The organism is Klebsiella sp. PK18, from assembly GCF_057784655.1.
This window is the reverse complement of sequence record NZ_CM173493.1, coordinates 3,337,310-3,353,764: the sequence shown is the minus strand read 5'-3', so window position 1 is coordinate 3,353,764 and position 16,455 is coordinate 3,337,310. Positions and strand designations below refer to the sequence as shown.

Sequence of the window (16,455 nt, the reverse complement as noted above, 5' to 3'; positions counted from 1 at the left end):
GTACTGACATAACCGATATACATGAGGTGAAATATGGCAGAGCATCGTGGTGGTTCCGGTAATTTTGCTGAAGACCGTGAAAAAGCTTCTGAAGCAGGTCGTAAAGGTGGTCAGCACAGCGGCGGGAACTTTAAAAATGATCCGCAGCGTGCGTCCGAAGCGGGTAAAAAAGGCGGACAAAACAGCCACGGCGGTGGCCGCAAGTCCGATAATTCCTGATTATCCTTTTCCTTGCACCCTGAAGTGAAAGTATCTCCTGCGAGTCTGTATAGACTCGCAGTTATTTTCTGACTCCAGAAGGTATTTCTATGAATATGAAAAGCATTGAAGATGTATTTATTCACCTGCTCTCAGATACCTACAGCGCAGAGAAACAATTAACCCGCGGGCTGGCTAAACTGGCCAGAGCGGCGTCCAGTGAAAAACTCAGCGCGGCGTTCAATGCTCATCTCGAAGAAACCCAGGGCCAGATTGAACGTATTGACCAGATTATTGAGCAGGAATCCGGCCTGAAAATCAAACGCATGAAATGCGTGGCCATGGAAGGATTAATCGAAGAGGCCAATGAAGTCGTTGAGAGCACGGAAAAAAATGAGGTACGAGATGCTGCGCTAATTGCCGCTGCGCAAAAGGTCGAGCATTACGAAATTGCCAGTTACGGCACCCTGGTCACCCTGGCAGAACAGCTGGGCTATAAAAAAGCGGTCAAATTGCTGGCCGAAACGCTGGAAGAAGAAAAGCAAACCGACGTTAAATTAACCGATTTGGCGGTAGGTAACATTAATAAAAAAGCGGAAAAATAAACGCGCCCTGACACGAGGAAATGACCATGAATCACGTTGAACATTATCATGACTGGCTACGCGATGCGCATGCCATGGAAAAGCAGGCAGAATCCATGCTGGAATCGATGGCTGGCCGTATCGATAATTATCCGGATCTCCGTGCCAGAATTGAACAGCATATTAATGAGACCAAACGGCAAATTACCGTGCTGGAAGAGATCCTCGACCGCAACGACATTTCGCGCTCGGTGATTAAAGATTCGATGAGTAAAATGGCGGCTCTCGGCCAGTCCATCGGCGGAATGTTTCCTTCCGATGAAATCGTCAAAGGCTCGATCAGCGGGTACGTCTTCGAGCAATTTGAGATCGCCTGCTACACCTCTCTGCTGGCGGCGGCTGAAAAAGCGGGCGACACCGCCTCCATCCCGGCTATTGAGGCTATCCTGGCGGAAGAGCGGGAAATGGCCGACTGGCTGATCAAACATATTCCTCAGACCACGGAGCAGTTTCTCCTGCGTTCAGATGCTGACGGCGTAGAAGCGAAAAAATAACCCAGGAGGCAGGCCTATGTTTCGTCATGTGAAACAACTGCAGTATACCGTGCGCGTTGCTGAACCCAATCCGGGGCTCGCGAATTTACTGCTCGAACAGTTTGGCGGTCCTCAGGGCGAGTTGGCCGCCGCGTGTCGTTATTTCACCCAGGGATTAAGCGATGACGATCCCGGCCGCAAAGATATGCTGATGGATATCGCGACAGAGGAGCTGAGCCATCTGGAGATCATTGGCACCCTGGTCGGCATGCTGAATAAAGGCGCCAAAGGAGCCCTGGCGGAGGGCACCGAGAGCGAGGCGGAACTTTATCGTTCACTCACCGCCAACGGCAATGACAGCCATATTACCTCGCTGCTGTACGGCGGCGGTCCCCCGCTAACCAACTCGGCGGGCGTGCCGTGGACGGCGGCCTATATTGATACTATCGGTGAACCCACCGCCGACCTGCGGTCGAATGTCGCCGCGGAGGCGAGGGCGAAGATCGTCTATGAACGCCTGATCAACGTGACCGACGATCCCGGCGTGAAAGACGCGCTGGCGTTCCTGATGACCCGCGAAGCGGCGCATCAGCTCTCTTTTGAGAAGGCGCTGCAGTCGATTCGCAACAACTATCCTCCGGGCAAACTGCCGCCCATTAGCGAGTACGCTAACACCTACTACAATATGTCTGAAGGTGGAGAAGTACGCGGCAGCTGGAACAGTGACAAACACTTCGATTATGTCAAGGATCCGCAGCCGGCCGTGGATGGCGGAGATGGCAGCGCTACTGTCGGCCTGACGCCAGAGCAGGAAGCGCTGTGCAAAGCGATGCTGAAGCGAACGCAGTCTGACCCGCAGGGCGATCCTTTGACCGGCGCCGAACTCGGCGCCGGTAAGCAAAACACTTCCTCATCGGCTAAGTGATGTTCGCATGAGCCCCGGCTGCGGCCGGGGCGATTCACAATGATGGGTGTGGAATATGTTTGAATTCGACGCGTTTCATCTGGCCCGATTGCAATTCGCCTTTACCGTTTCCTTCCATATCCTCTTTCCGGCCATCACCATCGGCCTTGCCAGCTACCTTGTGGTGCTTGAGGGGATGTGGCTGCGAACCCGGGATAACGTCTGGCGCTCACTCTACAATTTCTGGCTGAAAATTTTCGCCGTCAATTTTGGGATGGGTGTGGTCTCCGGATTAGTGATGTCCTATCAGTTCGGCACCAACTGGAGCGGATTTTCCCAGTTTGCTGGCAGCATAACCGGCCCGCTGCTGCTGTACGAAGTGCTGACTGCCTTTTTCCTCGAAGCGGGATTCCTCGGGGTGATGCTATTTGGCTGGAATAAGGTGCCGCCGGCGCTGCATTTTTTTACTACCTGCATGGTGGCGCTTGGCACCCTGGTCTCCACTTTCTGGATCCTCGCCTCCAACAGCTGGATGCAGACGCCGCAGGGTTTTACCATCGAAAATGGCCATCTCATTCCGCAGGACTGGCTGGCGATTATCTTTAACCCCTCGTTCCCGTATCGTTTGTTTCATATGGCGATAGCCGCGTTTCTCAGCAGCGCCATGTTCGTCGGGGCCTCAGCCGCGTGGCATCTTCTGCGCGGCAACGACTCGCCGGCCATCCGCAAAATGCTGTCGATGGCGATGTGGATGGCGCTGCTGGTAGCGCCAATCCAGGCGGTGGTGGGGGATATGCATGGTCTTAACACCCTTGAGCATCAGCCAGCGAAGATCGCCGCCATCGAGGGGCACTGGGAAAACCGACCCGGCGAGGCCACGCCGCTGCTGCTGTTTGGCCTGCCGGATATGGAACAGGAGCGCACCCGCTATGGCCTCGAGATCCCCGCTCTCGGCAGCCTGATCCTCACTCACAGTCTGCATAAGCAGGTGCCGGCGCTGAAAGACTTCCCGAAAGAGGACCGACCCTATTCGCCCGCCGTTTTCTGGTCGTTTCGCATCATGGTTGGGATGGGCGTATTGATGATCGCCTTAGGGATCTGCAGCGCCTGGCTGCGCTATCGGCGGCGACTGTATCACTCGCGTCCCTTTCAGTGGTTTGCGCTCTGCATGGGGCCTGCCGGCCTTATTGCCCTGGTCGCCGGGTGGGTGACTACCGAGATGGGCCGCCAGCCGTGGGTGATCTACGGCTTGCTGCGCACCCGGGATGCGGTGTCGTTGCACAGCACGCTGCAGATGGCCATCAGCCTGCTGGTGTTTATCGTGGTCTACTGCGCGGTATTTGGCGTGGGGTATTACTATATTTTCCGGCTGATTAAAAAAGGGCCGCAACCGGTGACGGAGCTGACCTCGCAAACCGCAGGCACCCCGGCGCGTCCGCTCTCGGCGGCAGAGCCGGTGCGTGATGAGGAGAACGCATCATGAGCATCGATATCTCGGTGATTTGGTTTGTCATCATCGTCTTCGCCACGCTGATGTATATCGTGATGGATGGTTTCGATTTAGGTATTGGGATGCTGTTCAGCGTGGTGCATGATGGCGAAGAGCGCGATGTGATGGTCAACAGCGTGGCGCCCGTCTGGGATGGAAATGAAACCTGGCTGGTACTCGGCGGGGCAGGGCTGTTCGGCGCCTTTCCGCTGGCCTATGCGGTGATCACCGATGCGCTGGTCATCCCGCTGACGGCGATGCTCATCGGTCTGATTTTTCGCGGCGTGGCGTTTGAATTTCGTTTTAAAGCGGTTCCCTCGCATCGTACCTTTTGGGATTATGCCTTCGCCGGCGGCTCGCTGCTGGCGACCTTCAGCCAGGGGATTGTCGTCGGCGCGTTTATCAACGGCTTTGCGGTGGCTGACCGCCGCTTCGCCGGTTCAACGCTGGACTGGCTTACCCCCTTTAACCTGTTCTGTGGTCTGGGGCTGGTGGTGGCCTATCTGCTGCTCGGCACCACGTGGCTGATCATGAAAAGCGAAGGCGCGCTGCAGCAGCGGATGCGCGAGCTGACCCGCAAGGTGCTGCTGGCGCTGATGGTGGTGATCGCGGTGGTCAGCGTCTGGACGCCGTTGGGCTGGCGCTATGTGGCGGAGCGCTGGTTTACGCTACCCAATTTCTTCTGGTTCCTGCCGGTACCGATCCTGGTGTTGGCGCTGAGCCTGTGGATCTGGCGCCTGAGCGCGCGCCCCGCCAGCCACGCTCGTCCCTTTATCCTGACGCTGGGCCTGATTTTCCTCGGCTTCAGCGGGTTGGGGATCAGCGTCTGGCCGAACATTATCCCACCGAATATCTCCCTGTGGGATGCCGCCGCGCCGCCCTCCAGCCAGGTATTTATGCTGCCGGGGGCGCTGCTCATTATCCCGGTGATCCTGATGTATACCGCCTGGAGTTATTACGTCTTTCGCGGCAAAGTCTCCGGCAGCGAAGGCTATCACTGAGCCTGATTCGCGCCGGCAGGTGAGGATTTGCCGGCGCGTCGCGCCAACCGCGCGGGAATGACCGAGATAGTCGCGGACAAGCCGGCGACCCGTTCCACCCCCTCGGGCAGGGTATCGATATGGATGCGTACCGGCACACGCTGCGCCAGCCGCACCCAGCTGAAGGTCGGCTCGACCTCCGGCAGGCCCAGGGCGCCGGTCTCATCATTGGTATCGCCGATCCCGTGTCCGATACTCTCGACATGGCCGATAATGACCGGATCATACCCCATCAGCGTGATATGTGCGGTATCGCCAACGTGGATGTGGCGCAGACGGGTCTCTTCAAAATACCCTACCACCCAGAAACGCTGGCCATCGATAATGGCCACTTTCGTCACCCCGGCGGTGGCATAGTCGCCCGGGCGTAGCCGCAGATGGGTGACGTACCCGGCCACCGGCGTCCGCACGGTGGCATGCGCTAAATTCAGTTGCGCCAGCGCCAGTGCCGCCAGCGCGCCCTGGTAGTTAGCGGCCGCGACGCTGGCCGCACTATTGGTCTGTTTCAGATCTTCGCTGGAGATGACGCCCTGGATCTGCGCCCGTCGTCTGGCGGCATCCTGGCGCATCGCCATCTCCTGGCGTCGGGCTTCCACCTCCGCCTGGGCGCTACTGACCGCCAGCTTCAGCCAGCGCGGATCGATGGAATAGAGCACATCTCCCCGATTGACCCACTGGTTGTCTTTTACCGCCACGCTGGCCACCGGTCCCGAGACATCGGGAGCGATCTGCACCACGTCGGCCCGTACCCGACCATCGCGGGTCCAGGGCGTTTGCGCCTCCTGTTTCCAGAGAATGAAAGCCAGTAGCGCGGCGGCGGCAACGGCGCCTAAGGTCAGGGCGTAGCGGCCCACAAGAGTGAGATAGACTGTCATACGGCAAACCCCAGCGTGTTAACTTCCTGCAGAAGCAGGAAAAAGAGTGCGATATAGAGGGAAAGCCCCCACAGCGGGCGGCAGGGCAAGCGGCCCAGGCCCCGGACGGAGAAAATAAGCGGTTGCAGCAGCAGCGTCGCGAGCAGGGCGACAAGGCCGACAACCAGCAGGCCGGGGAAAAATACCCCGCCCATCGCGAGATCACGCATGGTTTTGGCTCTCCTCAGGCCGGTGTAAGGCGCAATACAGGGAAATGAGCGCTTCCGCGCGCTCATGTGAGGCGGCATCAGCCGGTAAACCGTGGGCCAACAGCGCGTCAACAGGCTGCGCGAGGGCCTCTATGCCCGGCTCCTGTTTAAGGGCGTCAAGCAGCGTCTGCACAGGGGGATCCGTTTCGCGATCCACCGGCTGATAGCTACGGCGCAGGTGGATCACCGCCAGGCCGGTACGAATATCGTGCAGCATCTTGTCCAGCAGCTGACCTGCGGCAGGCCCGCTCTGCGGTAGCCGCGGCAGCAGTAAAGCGGTCCGGTCGATCATCAGATTGGTCCAGCGGTGGGCATTCTGCGCCAGTCGGCCCCGCGCGGCGCGGCGGATATCGCGACGGCACAGCGTCAGCAGACGATGGACCGCGGCATCGGCCTGCACGGTTTGCAGCAGGCGCATACCAAACGCGGCATAGCCGATGGCGACAAACAGCGCGATAGACGTATTCATCGCCGTCGCGAAATCCCCCTGGTAGCTGGGGCCCAGTTCGCACAATATCGGTAGCGTCAGGGTGATGCCCATCGCCATAAAGGTGGTCGGCGGCCGCGCCTGCAGCGAACCGGCCAGCAGATAGACCGGTGCGAGCATCGCCGCCAGCAGGGCAAATTCGCTCACCTGCGGCAGCAGGACGAAGCTATACAGCAGGCTGAACAGCACGCCCCACACGCAGCCGATCAGGTATTTCACCAGCTGCGCCGCCGGCGCATCGAAGCTGGCGAACAGGCTACAGCAGACGCCGAGGATCGAGACCGCAGTGCCGCCATCGGGCCAGGCGGAGCCTATCCAGATCAGGCAGCCGCTGAGGATGATGACGAAGGCGCCGAAGGCGGTCCGCAGGGCGCTGAGCGGATCGCGATGGAAAACATAGCCCTTTGCCGAGCGGGCGTCAGGGGGCAGGGTTGGCGCTCGGCGGTGATAAATCGCCTTCGCCAGCCGTTCGCTCTGCTGCAGGAGACGGATGGCTTCCGCCAGGTGGCGCACCAGGCTAACGCGCAGCGCCTCGTTCAGCGTCTGCGCAGGGGCGCACCGGTTGATGAGCTGCTCGCAGCGGGAGAGTAGCCCGTCGGCGGAGAGCGCCGTTCTGTGGGCTTCCGGACCTCTCAGCCAGACCTCTGCCTCCGTTAGCAGCGTCTGCAGGTCGTCAGGTGGCTGCCCGCACCTCTGTAAACGGTCATACAATTCGCCATTAACGATCAACAGTCGCGCCAGCCGGTCGTGGATCGCTTTTCTGGCCTGGCGGTGGGGAGCCGAGAGGTCGTCATCCCAGGGAAGATGGTGGTTGATGCCCTGCAGAAACTGCAGGCTCAGCGCCAGCCGCAGCGTTTCCGCCGCCACCGGCTTACCGGCCAGCGTATCGGCGATCCGCTGCCGGGCGGTTGCCAGCGTCTGTGCCAGCGTGCTGTTAAACCGCCCGGCGATGCGCACCGGCAGCACGAAGCGGTGAATCAATCCGGCGCACAAGATACCGATGGCGATCTCTTCCACCCGAATGACCGCGAGGTCAAAGATGGTCCCGGGCGCGGAGACGGCGGGGAAACCAATCAGGCTTGCGGTGTAGCCCGCCAGTAAATATGCGTATCCGCGCGGCGTGCGCTCAAGCAGCGACAGACACAGGCAACCCGCGATCCACAGGCCCAGCATGGCGCTACACAGGATCGGCTGGTTAACGAAGGTGGGCACGATGAAGACGGTGGCCGTCGCGCCGGCGAGGGTCCCGAGCAGGCGATAGACGCTGCGGCTTAGCGATGCGCCCACCGAGGTCTGCGACACGATATAGACAGTGATGATGGCCCACGAAGGCCTTTGCAGACCGATGGATAGCGCAAGATAGTACGCCAGCATCGCCGCGGCGAAACTCTTTGCGGAAAAGAGTATTGCCTGGGCATCACTGCGCAGGACGGCTGAAGTCGATTGCGGCATGAAACGGCGCGCGAGGGCGCCTGCGGCACGCAGCCAGGAGGCCTGGCGAAAGTGGTTGATGTTCATGCCGCGGATTATGGCTGGCTTGCGCTTGCGGCGAAATACTCTATTCTGTCAAAAAATACCTGAATCTGGCCAATCGTATGCCATCACCTTTTGCCAATACGCTGTACGATCCGGACGCCGCGTCCTGTCCGGCCGTCGCCTGTCATCTTGATTTTATCGAGTATGAAGCGGAAGTGCCGGTGCATACCCATCGCAAAGGGCAGTTGATTATTGTGCTGTATGGTGCGGTGAGTTGTCGGGCGGAAAATAACCTGTGGATTGTGCCGCCTCGCTGCGCGGTATGGATCCCGGGCGGTATTCCGCACAGTGTGTCCGCCACCTGGAACGCGCGCCTCAATTATCTGTTTATTGAACCCGGCGCTGCCGCGCTGCCTGGCAGCTGCTGCACCCTGGCGCTCTCTCCCCTGATCCACGAGCTGGTGGAGCGACTCACTCGTGAGGGGGCGGATTATGTGGCGGATAGCCATGCCGGGAGACTCACCCGAGTGACCCTTGACGAACTGGCGACCATGCCGGCGCAGCGCCTGAATCTGCCCGTCTCAGCACATCCCAAAATTCGGGCGATGGCCGACCGGCTGGTCAGCCATCCTGACGATCGCAGCACCCTGTCGGTGTGGGCGAAGCGTCTGGCGCTGAGTGAGCGCTCGCTGGCCCGGGTGATGCTGCGGGAGACCGGCCTGACCTTCGGGCGCTGGCGCCAGCAGCTGCATTTGATTATTGCCCTGCAGGAGCTGGCCAGCGGCGTTTCGGTACAAAACGTGGCGGCTAAGCTGGGCTATGAATCGGTAAATGCCTTTATTACCATGTTCAAAAAAACGATGGGGACGACACCGGCGCACTATTTTGCCGAGCGTCAGACCGCGGCTCGTTAAGAAAACCTTGTCGGGCCGCGACGGCTGGCGTGGCACCCAACAAGGCGGCAGGGGGCGCTTACGCTTTCGGCGGCTTGATCTTAATAATAAATCGTTCGTTAACCCGGGTGATCCTCGCGCCAATGTCGCCAAACTCGGTGGCGATTTTAAAAAAATCGTCCGCGGCGACATCAAAATCGAGTTCAATTTTCGGGTGTTGTCCTGTCGCCAGTAATTCATAGAAATGGTCAAGGCTGCGGGCTTTTTCGCTGGGCATCTTATTTCTCCATGGTAAACCAATCAGCAGGGCGTTTATTGTTTAAAGCGTTTTCCGGATTATTCAGCAGGATGACAGTGGCGCCTGATATAAGATGATGCAATGTCATTAAGGATACGGTGGGGCGATATTATTCCATGTTGTTAAACCTGTGGCCGCGCGTTTCTCCTGGATGCCATGGGGGCGGGGCAACCCTGCGGCGCGGGTTGATGATAGACATTTTATGATGACAAATTGATGACAGTAAAATGAACGTACAATAGCGCCGGGCTTTCTTTTGACTAAATAAATTTATTCGGTGGCTGTTAAGGCAGAACTTAACTACTTTATGGTGAGGGGCGTCATTCGGCGATGGCTAACAGTGAGGGAGCAACGATGCAATTACTTGATTTATTCGCAGGTTTATTGTGGTTAAGCAGCGTTATTTTCCTGCTGTATCTCCTTGATGTGGTCATCACCCGTTATCTGTATCGTAAATAACCGGGAAGGGGATGCGCGAGGGCGCTCGGCATAGGGTACTGCGCCAGAGGATGTTATTATGACGCCGGACTGATTCAGAAAGGAATGCGCGGTGGCCGGGAGAATTGATTACGATATTGAAAAATACCAGTTTACCGAAGCCGGTGAGTCGCCACGGCTCAGAGCGCAGTGGCGTGAGGTCTATCTGGAGTGTCGTCAGCAGCAGGCCGGGGCTGAGGAGCGTCTGCGCATTGCGCTATTGAATGTCGACTATGTCACCAGCTTCGAATTGCCTTTTCGCCTGCTGCTGGTGCGCGCGCCGCAGCTGATCGCCGACGTGCGCGATCAGCTGCAGCTCAATCGTAAAGCCGCCGTTTTCAACGGCAAACGTTACGGTTGTGTCTACAGTCTGAAGCAGGATTTACAGCCGATTCCGGAGTCCTTCCATTACCACCTGTCAAACCGTATCCGTCGCGTCGATCCGCAGGGACCGACGGCAGCCCCGTACCAGCAGATTGCCCGCGAGATAAAGCCGGCCCGGGAGCGGCTTCGCCATGCGTTACTTGCCGGCTTGCCGGTTACCGCGCTTGATGCGCTGTTCTGGTTCGGCAGTCAGCGGGTGGCGGCGGACATTGCGCAATTGCGCCGGTCCGGCATGGGAATTGTCACGGAAGAGGTGGAAGCCTGCGATAATCTGTTCAACACCACCCGGCGAGTACCGGTTTATCGTCTGACCAGTAAATGATGCGGCGAGCCTTCGCCCAGTCGTTGCTTCGGCAGGCAGCTCACCATTGCCCCGTCAAACCAAACGCACTGCATGCTGCCGGTGTGCCGCGGCGCAGGGCCCAGCCATGCGCTGGCGATGAGCATGAATAGCATCAGCCCCAGCGGAATCACGTTTATTTTTTTCACTGCCTGTCATCCACTTCACTCTTCTTCGCTGCAGGATAGCGGGAAAGTATGACGTTTTGTCGACTGAGTCACACTTTTTTATTGAGGACTCATGGCATGCCAGGCGAAGCGGCGCCTCAGGACGCAGCGTTATTCATATTCGGCATAATGATATGACTAAAACTGGCGGCTTGTATTTTTCATTTTTATTACCCCTCTCTTTTTTTACCTGGCAGCACAAAGCGTGAGACGACCAGGCTTTACGCAGAATACTCTGGTAACTGTCTGGTTTGAAACAATATTTTAATTGACTTTTCAGAGGGAGTTACAGCAGTGGCTAATTTATATTAATTCAATTTACCGATCAATAAATTATATCTTGATAGTTTTTAACTATCGAATGATTATTATCGATCACTTTAAACTATTTTTGTTGGCGGAAAATATATGACATGCTTTAACCCTTTCTTATTTTTGGTATTTTTTAAATGGTTGAAGAAAACGTGAAAAATACCTCTTATCGCTTCGTTCTGGAGCCCGCTATTAGCGATGACGGCAGCTACCACTCGTGGGAGTTGCTTACTAAAGATATTATAGCACCCGCACAAAATACCACCTCTGCGTCGACGTTTTCTTTCTCCACGCTTACCGAACGCGATAAGCTTGCTCTATTTATTCGGCAAATCGAGTTACTTTCTGTATTTGATTTCGCCCGGGTCGATAATAAGCCGATATCGCTGAACATTGATGATTTATTAAGCCACTTTATTCTGACGGATCGCTATCTCTGTGATTTCCTGCGCTCCTGTAAACACATTGCTCTGGAAATAAATGAGAACTTTCACGAGTTTATCGCCGGACGTGAGCTGACGGCGCTGAGCACGCTGGCGGCGCTTTGCCCGGTCTGGCTGGATGATTTTGGCCGCGGACGGACGTCCTTCCCGCTGCTGGAGCGCTTCCGCTTCGATTGCGTCAAAGTGGATAAAGATTACTTCTGGGATAAAGAAAACGACCCCGCTTTTCCCGGGCTGTTGCAATCTATTCATACCCTGACCAGCCATGTGATCGTTGAGGGGATTGAAACCGAAAAGCAAAAACAGTTAATCAGCGCCGCCGGGGATATCATTGGACAGGGCCGTTACTGGAAGGATGAATATATCTTTCTGTGCTGCTGACCCGGGATCTGATTTCTGTTTCTTACCATCCTTTTTTTATCCAGTTTTAAATTAACCCTTTGTTACAGATAGTCTTTATTAGCGCAGTGATAATCGCCTCTCATTTTCTTTTTTGAAGGATCATTCACTGTGAATACTCGCTTGCGTAACACCCTGCTCGCCATTGCGCTGACCACCGGCTTTACGGCAGCCAGCCAGGCCTCGACCTCCGCCGATGTACCGTCTGTCTCGCAGGATCCGGTCGTCCAGCACCTGAAGCTGAGTGAAGAGCAGGTCGCCAAAATCCAGGCGCTGCGTCAGGGATTCGAAAACAATGTAAGCCAGATTAAAATCAGCGGCTATCAGGATGGTGCCCTGGCAGACGTTATTCACTCCGGGAAATGGGATGACGCTAAGGTCAAACAGCAGCTGGCCGCCTTTGGCCAGCTGGATCAGCAGGTGCGGTATTATCGTGTGAAATACTACTTCGACGTGAGCCAGGTGTTGACCCCCGAGCAGCGTGAGCAGGTGAAAAAAGACCTCTCCGCCGCGATCAACTAACCCTGCGTCAGCCACCCGCTGCAGGTGATGCTGGCCCGGAAGATGCCGCCGTGCTCCGGCGGCTACCACCTGATTTTACTGACCGTGGTTTTTTTCCAGCCGGGCAAAATACTCTGGCGCAAACGGACGCGGATCGACATCGGCAAACGGTGCGCGCTCGAAGTGTGATTTCAGCGCCCACGGCACCGTGCAATCGAAGATTGTCTTGCAACTGATACCCTCTCCGCGGATCGACGGGCTGTATGCCGGGGTCTGGGAAGGATCCAGCTGGTGACCACGGATGCCGGGGATTGTCGTGATGCTGACATCCCCCTGCATACGGGTGGTCATCGCCCACAGGATATCGTCGCTGTCAAAGATATCGACATCTTCATCGACCAGAATGATATTTTTCAGCTCGGAATAGGTCGCCAGCGCTACCAGCGCGGCCTGCCCCTGACGCCCTTCGTCGGCGGGCTGGCGTTTTTTCACCTGCAGGATCCCGAGGAATTTACCGCCGCCCGCGGTGTGGGCGTAGACATTTTGTAAAAAGCCCGGGATAGCAGCCTCGACAGCATTCCAGATACTGGCTTCCGTTGGCAGTCCAGCGAGGGTGGTATGCTCTTCGCCCGGCCCTACCAGCGTCTGCAGAATCGCATTGTTTCGCATGGTCACCGCTTTGACTTTAATGACCGGCAGCGACGGATTGGCGCCGCCGCAGTAACCAGGAAATTCCGGCATCGCGTGACCGCTGTTGGTGTGCTGATCCTCTCTGACGCGTACCCCCGGCAGCAGTTCCCCTTCGATAACGATCTCGGCGCGAGCGATGGCTTTCTCCGGGACGCTGACGCCCTGTACCAGCTCTACCGGACGCTGACGCAGCGCACCGGCGACGCCCAGTTCGTTATAGCCAAACGGGGTGGTCGGCGCTTCAAAGCAGGCGCCGATATAGATAGCCGGATCGAGTCCCATATTGATGGTTATCGGCAGCGGTTTGCCGGCGGCCTCGGCTTTCTGACGAAACACTTCGATATGGCGGCCTGCGGCGAGAAACATCGACAGCTCATCCCGGCCCTGGACGCACAAGCGGTGGATGGTGACGTCGGTGAGCGAGGCGTCGTCGGGATCGCTGGCCAGCGCCAGGCCCAGGCAGAAGAAGGGACCGGCGTCGATCGGGGTGTTGGTGGGCGCCGGGAGCAGGGTGCGCAAATCAAAATCCGGATCGTCGGCCAGAAAGACCTGTTCCTGACAGGGGGCGCTGCTGGCCGGAACGACCACCGGCGCGACCGGTTTTTTCACCGCTTTGCCTACCTCCAGCGCCAGCTGTGAGGCTTCGCAGCCCAGCAGCAGTGCGGCCCGCTGGCGGCTGGCGTGCATGCCCACCAGAATGCGCGAGTGCGGATAGCCCTTAATATTGTTAAACATCATCGCCGGGCCGATGCGCGTGGGGCGCTTCACGGTGCCGCCCGCGCCGATGTGGCGATAGACGCCGGCCAGCTCAGCGTTAGGGTCAACCGGATGATCGGTTTCGAGGTACTGATTGTCATGCTGTTGCAGCAGCGCGATGGCGTCGCGCAGATCCTGAATCGGTGCGGTCATGATGTTCTCCTTAGCGTGTCGATGCGCACAGTATGCTTCGCAGGCTAATGGTTATCAATTGCATCATTCATGCGTTATTGATAACATTTTTATTATCAATTTACTCCGCGGAGTCCGGCCATGTCCTTGCGAGCGTTACGCCATTTTGTGGTCGTTGCTGAAGAACTACATATGCATCGGGCGGCAGAGCGGTTACATATCGCCCAGCCCGCCCTCAGCCAGCAGATTAAACAACTCGAGCAGCGCCTGGGCGTGGTGCTCTTCTCCCGCGCTAACCGGCGCCTGACCCTCACCGCCGCGGGCGAGGCCTTCTTGCAGAAGACGCGGCTGGCGCTGGAGATGGCCGATCAGGCGGTCCTGGACGCCCAGCGCACCGCACGAGGCGAGCAGGGGCGATTGCATCTGGGCTATGTCTCCAGTGCGATGTATGACAGCAAACTGCCGGGGCTCCTGCGCGAGCTGCGCGCTGACTGGCCGGGGATTGAGCTGTCGCTGGTGCAGGGGGATGTGCAAATGCTCTACGAAGCGCTGCTGGATCTGCGTCTGGATATCGCCATCATCCGCGCGCCGCTGGCGTCACCGCCGGACGCGCTGGTGGTCAGGCCATTTGTGCGGGAAAAACTTTGCCTGGCGCTTTATCAACAGCATCCGCTGGCAGGCGTGGGGGCGCTCAATCTGGCCTCGTTGCGCACTGACAACTGGATCTCGCTTGACGATCCGCAGGGCACCGGACTGGAGCAGGTATTTATTGACGCCTGTCGCGTCGCGGGTTTTACGCCGCAGGTGGTGCAGCGAATTAACGATGTCACCTCGATGATTAGCCTGGTCTCCGCCGGGGTGGGGGTGGCGCTGGTGCCGGTCTCGGCGCGGGCCTTACGCCTTGATAACGTGGTGTATATCGATCTTCAGGATCGGCTGGCGGAGAGTGAGCTGAGCATGGTTTACCACCGCCATTTCCGTTCGGCGGTGGTGCGGAAAGTTATCTCGCTGCTTAATGCCGCTGAGCAATAATCCCGCTTAGCGGGTCTTCAGGCGGCCAAAGCTGACAATCCTTGAACGGCCCAGCTCTTTCGCCCGGTACAGCGCGGCGTCCGCTGCGCGCAGCAGGCTGTCGCTTTGGGTGTGCTGCGGGTAGCTGGCGATGCCAATCGACACATCCACCTGGCCTATCTCCGTCAGGCCATCGCGCAGCGTCATATTGTGCACCTGGGTGTAGATCTCGCTGGCGCACTGGTGCGCCCCGGCTTCGTCAATGCCGGGGAGCAGCACTAAAAACTCCTCGCCGCCGTAGCGGAAAGCCATGCCGATATCGCGCACCGCGCGCTGCACAATGGTCGCGACGCTCTTAATCACCAGATCCCCGGCTTCATGGCCGTAGCGGTCATTGATGGCTTTGAAGTGATCGATGTCGATCATCAGGCAGCTCAGCGGGGTGTGGGTATGGACCGCCAGCGCCATCTGCGAGTGCAGCGCTTCATCAAGATGATGGCGGTTACGCAGGCCGGTCAGCGAATCGAACAACGCTTTTTCCAGCAGGGCGCTGCGTAAACGCTGATTGGCGAGCGCCAGCCCCAGCGCTTCGGCCATCAGCTCCAGGTAAGCCCGGGAAGGGGCGTCACTGGCGGTGACGTTCTGAAAGCTCAGCAGACCGATCGCTTCGCCCTGGGCGATGAGCGGTACGCAGAGCGACTGGCCGGCGTGCGCCTCCGGCAGATGATAGCAGGTGATATCGGGCTCACCCTGCACCGGCGGATGGCTGAGTCCCCGCCGTATCGCCCAGCAGTCGTCGGGAGCAAAGGACGTCGTCTCCCCGGCGGGCGACAGCCACTGCGCCACGCAGCGCATCTGCCATGGATCGGTATCCAGAATATACAGTTTACCGGGGATCGTCGGGGCGATGTTCGGCGCGAACAGCTCCGCCACCTTAATCACATCCTCTATGGTTTCACAGCCCTGCAGACGCTGGGTCATACGCGCCAGCAGTTCACGGATCGCCCAGTCGGCGTCGCGCTGCTGCTCCAGCTGCTGGCGGGCCAGGCCGTTCTCGCGAAAAATGCGGATCGCCTGGGCCATATCGCCAATCTCATCCACCTGGGTGAAGTGCGGCGTCTCCACCGCATAGTCCTGGGAGGCGAGACGCTGCACCACGTCGCTCAGACGGACCACCGGGTACAGCACCCGGCGTTTGAGAATGAAGCCGAGGACAAACAAAAACATCAGGGCGGTCAGGCCGACCATGATTTCCGACAGCGTACGCCAGATCCGCGAGCGCTCGGTGGCCTGGTCGATAGCGATGGCGGCGCGATGCTCAAGCATCTGACGGAAGCGATCGATCTGCGTCTGCATGCGCTCCAGTTCGGTCTCATACGCTTTGCCGTACAGCACCGCGATGGCTGCTGGCGCATCGCCGCGGGCGACATGCGTCAGGGCCGCCTGCTGTTCATCCTGAAGCTCATCGGCGATCCGCAGACCATCCTGGAGTAGCGCCAGCTCCTCGCGGCTGGCGCCGTTATCTTTCAGTCCGGCCAGCCGCTGCTCAATGCTTTTGTCGGTCTGCTGCAGTTGCTGATACTGCGTAAGCGTCTCCGGCGAAGGCTTAACCACGTACAGCCGGGCGAGGTCAGACAGCGCCCAGGCGTCGTTTTCCACCTCGTCGGAGAGGGTATCAAAGACCTGGCGCTGTTGTACCGCCTGGCGTTCGACGCGGTCGGCGCTGGAGGCCATAAGCATGGCGCTGCCGGATGCCAGCGTCAGGCCGACGGTGATCCCGTAAGCCCAGTTGGTGATGGTGGCGATTCTCACCCTGTA

18 protein-coding genes are annotated in these 16,455 nt (G+C 58.2%); 11 read left to right on the top strand and 7 right to left on the bottom strand.

Annotated elements, in window-relative coordinates; genetic code table 11:
• Nucleotides 1-33: 33 nt before the first annotated feature.
• From AC3EMD_RS16475 to cydB, 6 genes are all read left to right on the top strand, one after another.
• On the top strand, nt 34-219 hold the full coding sequence (locus AC3EMD_RS16475; RefSeq protein ID WP_004150795.1) for a con-10 family general stress protein: 186 nt from the start codon (nt 34-36) through the stop codon (nt 217-219).
• 89 nt (nt 220-308) lie between these two features.
• Entirely contained in the window at nt 309-803 is a 495-nt protein-coding gene (locus AC3EMD_RS16470) for a YciE/YciF ferroxidase family protein (RefSeq protein ID WP_008807707.1), read from the top strand.
• Nucleotides 804-829: 26 nt separating this feature from the next.
• Complete coding sequence (locus AC3EMD_RS16465; protein WP_008807706.1) at nt 830-1,336, top strand: ferritin-like domain-containing protein; 507 nt, start codon at nt 830-832, stop codon at nt 1,334-1,336.
• Nucleotides 1,337-1,352: 16 nt separating this feature from the next.
• Complete coding sequence (locus tag AC3EMD_RS16460) at nt 1,353-2,240, top strand: manganese catalase family protein (protein ID WP_012542146.1); 888 nt, start codon at nt 1,353-1,355, stop codon at nt 2,238-2,240.
• 55 nt (nt 2,241-2,295) lie between these two features.
• Entirely contained in the window at nt 2,296-3,702 is a 1,407-nt protein-coding gene (locus AC3EMD_RS16455) for a cytochrome ubiquinol oxidase subunit I (RefSeq protein ID WP_012542145.1), read from the top strand.
• Nucleotides 3,699-4,709, top strand: a complete 1,011-nt coding sequence (gene cydB / locus AC3EMD_RS16450; protein ID WP_008807703.1) for a cytochrome d ubiquinol oxidase subunit II — start codon at nt 3,699-3,701, stop codon at nt 4,707-4,709. The genes AC3EMD_RS16455 and cydB overlap by 4 nt, the downstream gene beginning before the upstream one ends.
• On the opposite strand, the gene AC3EMD_RS16445 is transcribed toward cydB, so the two are convergent.
• The 3 genes from AC3EMD_RS16445 to AC3EMD_RS16435 are packed head-to-tail and all read right to left on the bottom strand — an operon-like array spanning nt 4,703 to nt 7,876.
• Nucleotides 4,703-5,623, bottom strand: a complete 921-nt coding sequence (locus AC3EMD_RS16445; RefSeq protein WP_131033497.1) for an efflux RND transporter periplasmic adaptor subunit — start codon at nt 5,621-5,623, stop codon at nt 4,703-4,705. The genes cydB and AC3EMD_RS16445 overlap by 7 nt on opposite strands.
• A complete protein-coding gene (locus AC3EMD_RS16440) occupies nt 5,620-5,832 on the bottom strand; it encodes a DUF1656 domain-containing protein (protein ID WP_012968537.1) in 213 nt (70 codons plus the stop codon). The genes AC3EMD_RS16445 and AC3EMD_RS16440 overlap by 4 nt, the downstream gene beginning before the upstream one ends.
• Nucleotides 5,825-7,876, bottom strand: coding sequence for an FUSC family protein (locus AC3EMD_RS16435; protein WP_302073601.1), 2,052 nt, complete (start codon nt 7,874-7,876; stop codon nt 5,825-5,827). The genes AC3EMD_RS16440 and AC3EMD_RS16435 overlap by 8 nt, the downstream gene beginning before the upstream one ends.
• A gap of 77 nt (nt 7,877-7,953) precedes the next feature.
• On the opposite strand from AC3EMD_RS16435, the gene AC3EMD_RS16430 reads away from it, so the two are divergent.
• Nucleotides 7,954-8,748 (top strand): AraC family transcriptional regulator, encoded by a 795-nt coding sequence (locus tag AC3EMD_RS16430; protein WP_032735280.1) that lies wholly within the window; start codon nt 7,954-7,956, stop codon nt 8,746-8,748.
• A gap of 58 nt (nt 8,749-8,806) precedes the next feature.
• Here AC3EMD_RS16430 and AC3EMD_RS16425 read toward each other — a convergent pair whose 3' ends face one another.
• Nucleotides 8,807-9,004, bottom strand: a complete 198-nt coding sequence (locus AC3EMD_RS16425) for a hypothetical protein (protein WP_004140506.1) — start codon at nt 9,002-9,004, stop codon at nt 8,807-8,809.
• Nucleotides 9,005-9,575: 571 nt separating this feature from the next.
• Between AC3EMD_RS16425 and AC3EMD_RS16420 the strand changes: the two genes are divergently transcribed.
• Entirely contained in the window at nt 9,576-10,208 is a 633-nt protein-coding gene (locus AC3EMD_RS16420) for an ECs1377 family protein (protein WP_016160693.1), read from the top strand.
• Here the strand turns inward: AC3EMD_RS16420 and AC3EMD_RS16415 are convergent.
• Nucleotides 10,187-10,375, bottom strand: coding sequence for a hypothetical protein (locus AC3EMD_RS16415; protein ID WP_032691162.1), 189 nt, complete (start codon nt 10,373-10,375; stop codon nt 10,187-10,189). The two genes, AC3EMD_RS16420 and AC3EMD_RS16415, sit on opposite strands and share 22 nt — an antisense overlap.
• Nucleotides 10,376-10,842: 467 nt before the next feature.
• Here AC3EMD_RS16415 and AC3EMD_RS16410 point away from each other — a divergent pair, with 467 nt between their 5' ends.
• Together AC3EMD_RS16410 and AC3EMD_RS16405 are read left to right on the top strand one after the other, a co-directional pair.
• Nucleotides 10,843-11,529 (top strand): KPN_01159 family EAL domain c-di-GMP phosphodiesterase, encoded by a 687-nt coding sequence (locus AC3EMD_RS16410; protein WP_016160694.1) that lies wholly within the window; start codon nt 10,843-10,845, stop codon nt 11,527-11,529.
• Nucleotides 11,530-11,658: 129 nt separating this feature from the next.
• Entirely contained in the window at nt 11,659-12,069 is a 411-nt protein-coding gene (locus tag AC3EMD_RS16405; RefSeq protein ID WP_049138355.1) for a Spy/CpxP family protein refolding chaperone, read from the top strand.
• A gap of 75 nt (nt 12,070-12,144) precedes the next feature.
• On the opposite strand, the gene AC3EMD_RS16400 is transcribed toward AC3EMD_RS16405, so the two are convergent.
• Nucleotides 12,145-13,647, bottom strand: coding sequence for a UbiD family decarboxylase (locus AC3EMD_RS16400; protein WP_016160696.1), 1,503 nt, complete (start codon nt 13,645-13,647; stop codon nt 12,145-12,147).
• A 120-nt stretch (nt 13,648-13,767) separates the two neighbouring features.
• On the opposite strand from AC3EMD_RS16400, the gene AC3EMD_RS16395 reads away from it, so the two are divergent.
• Nucleotides 13,768-14,658 carry a LysR substrate-binding domain-containing protein gene (locus AC3EMD_RS16395; RefSeq protein WP_008807694.1) on the top strand — a complete coding sequence of 297 codons (891 nt, stop codon included), beginning with the start codon at nt 13,768-13,770 and terminating at the stop codon, nt 14,656-14,658.
• Between the two features lie 6 nt (nt 14,659-14,664).
• Here AC3EMD_RS16395 and AC3EMD_RS16390 read toward each other — a convergent pair whose 3' ends face one another.
• Nucleotides 14,665-16,449 (bottom strand): sensor domain-containing diguanylate cyclase, encoded by a 1,785-nt coding sequence (locus tag AC3EMD_RS16390; protein ID WP_012542132.1) that lies wholly within the window; start codon nt 16,447-16,449, stop codon nt 14,665-14,667.
• Nucleotides 16,450-16,455 lie beyond the last annotated feature (6 nt).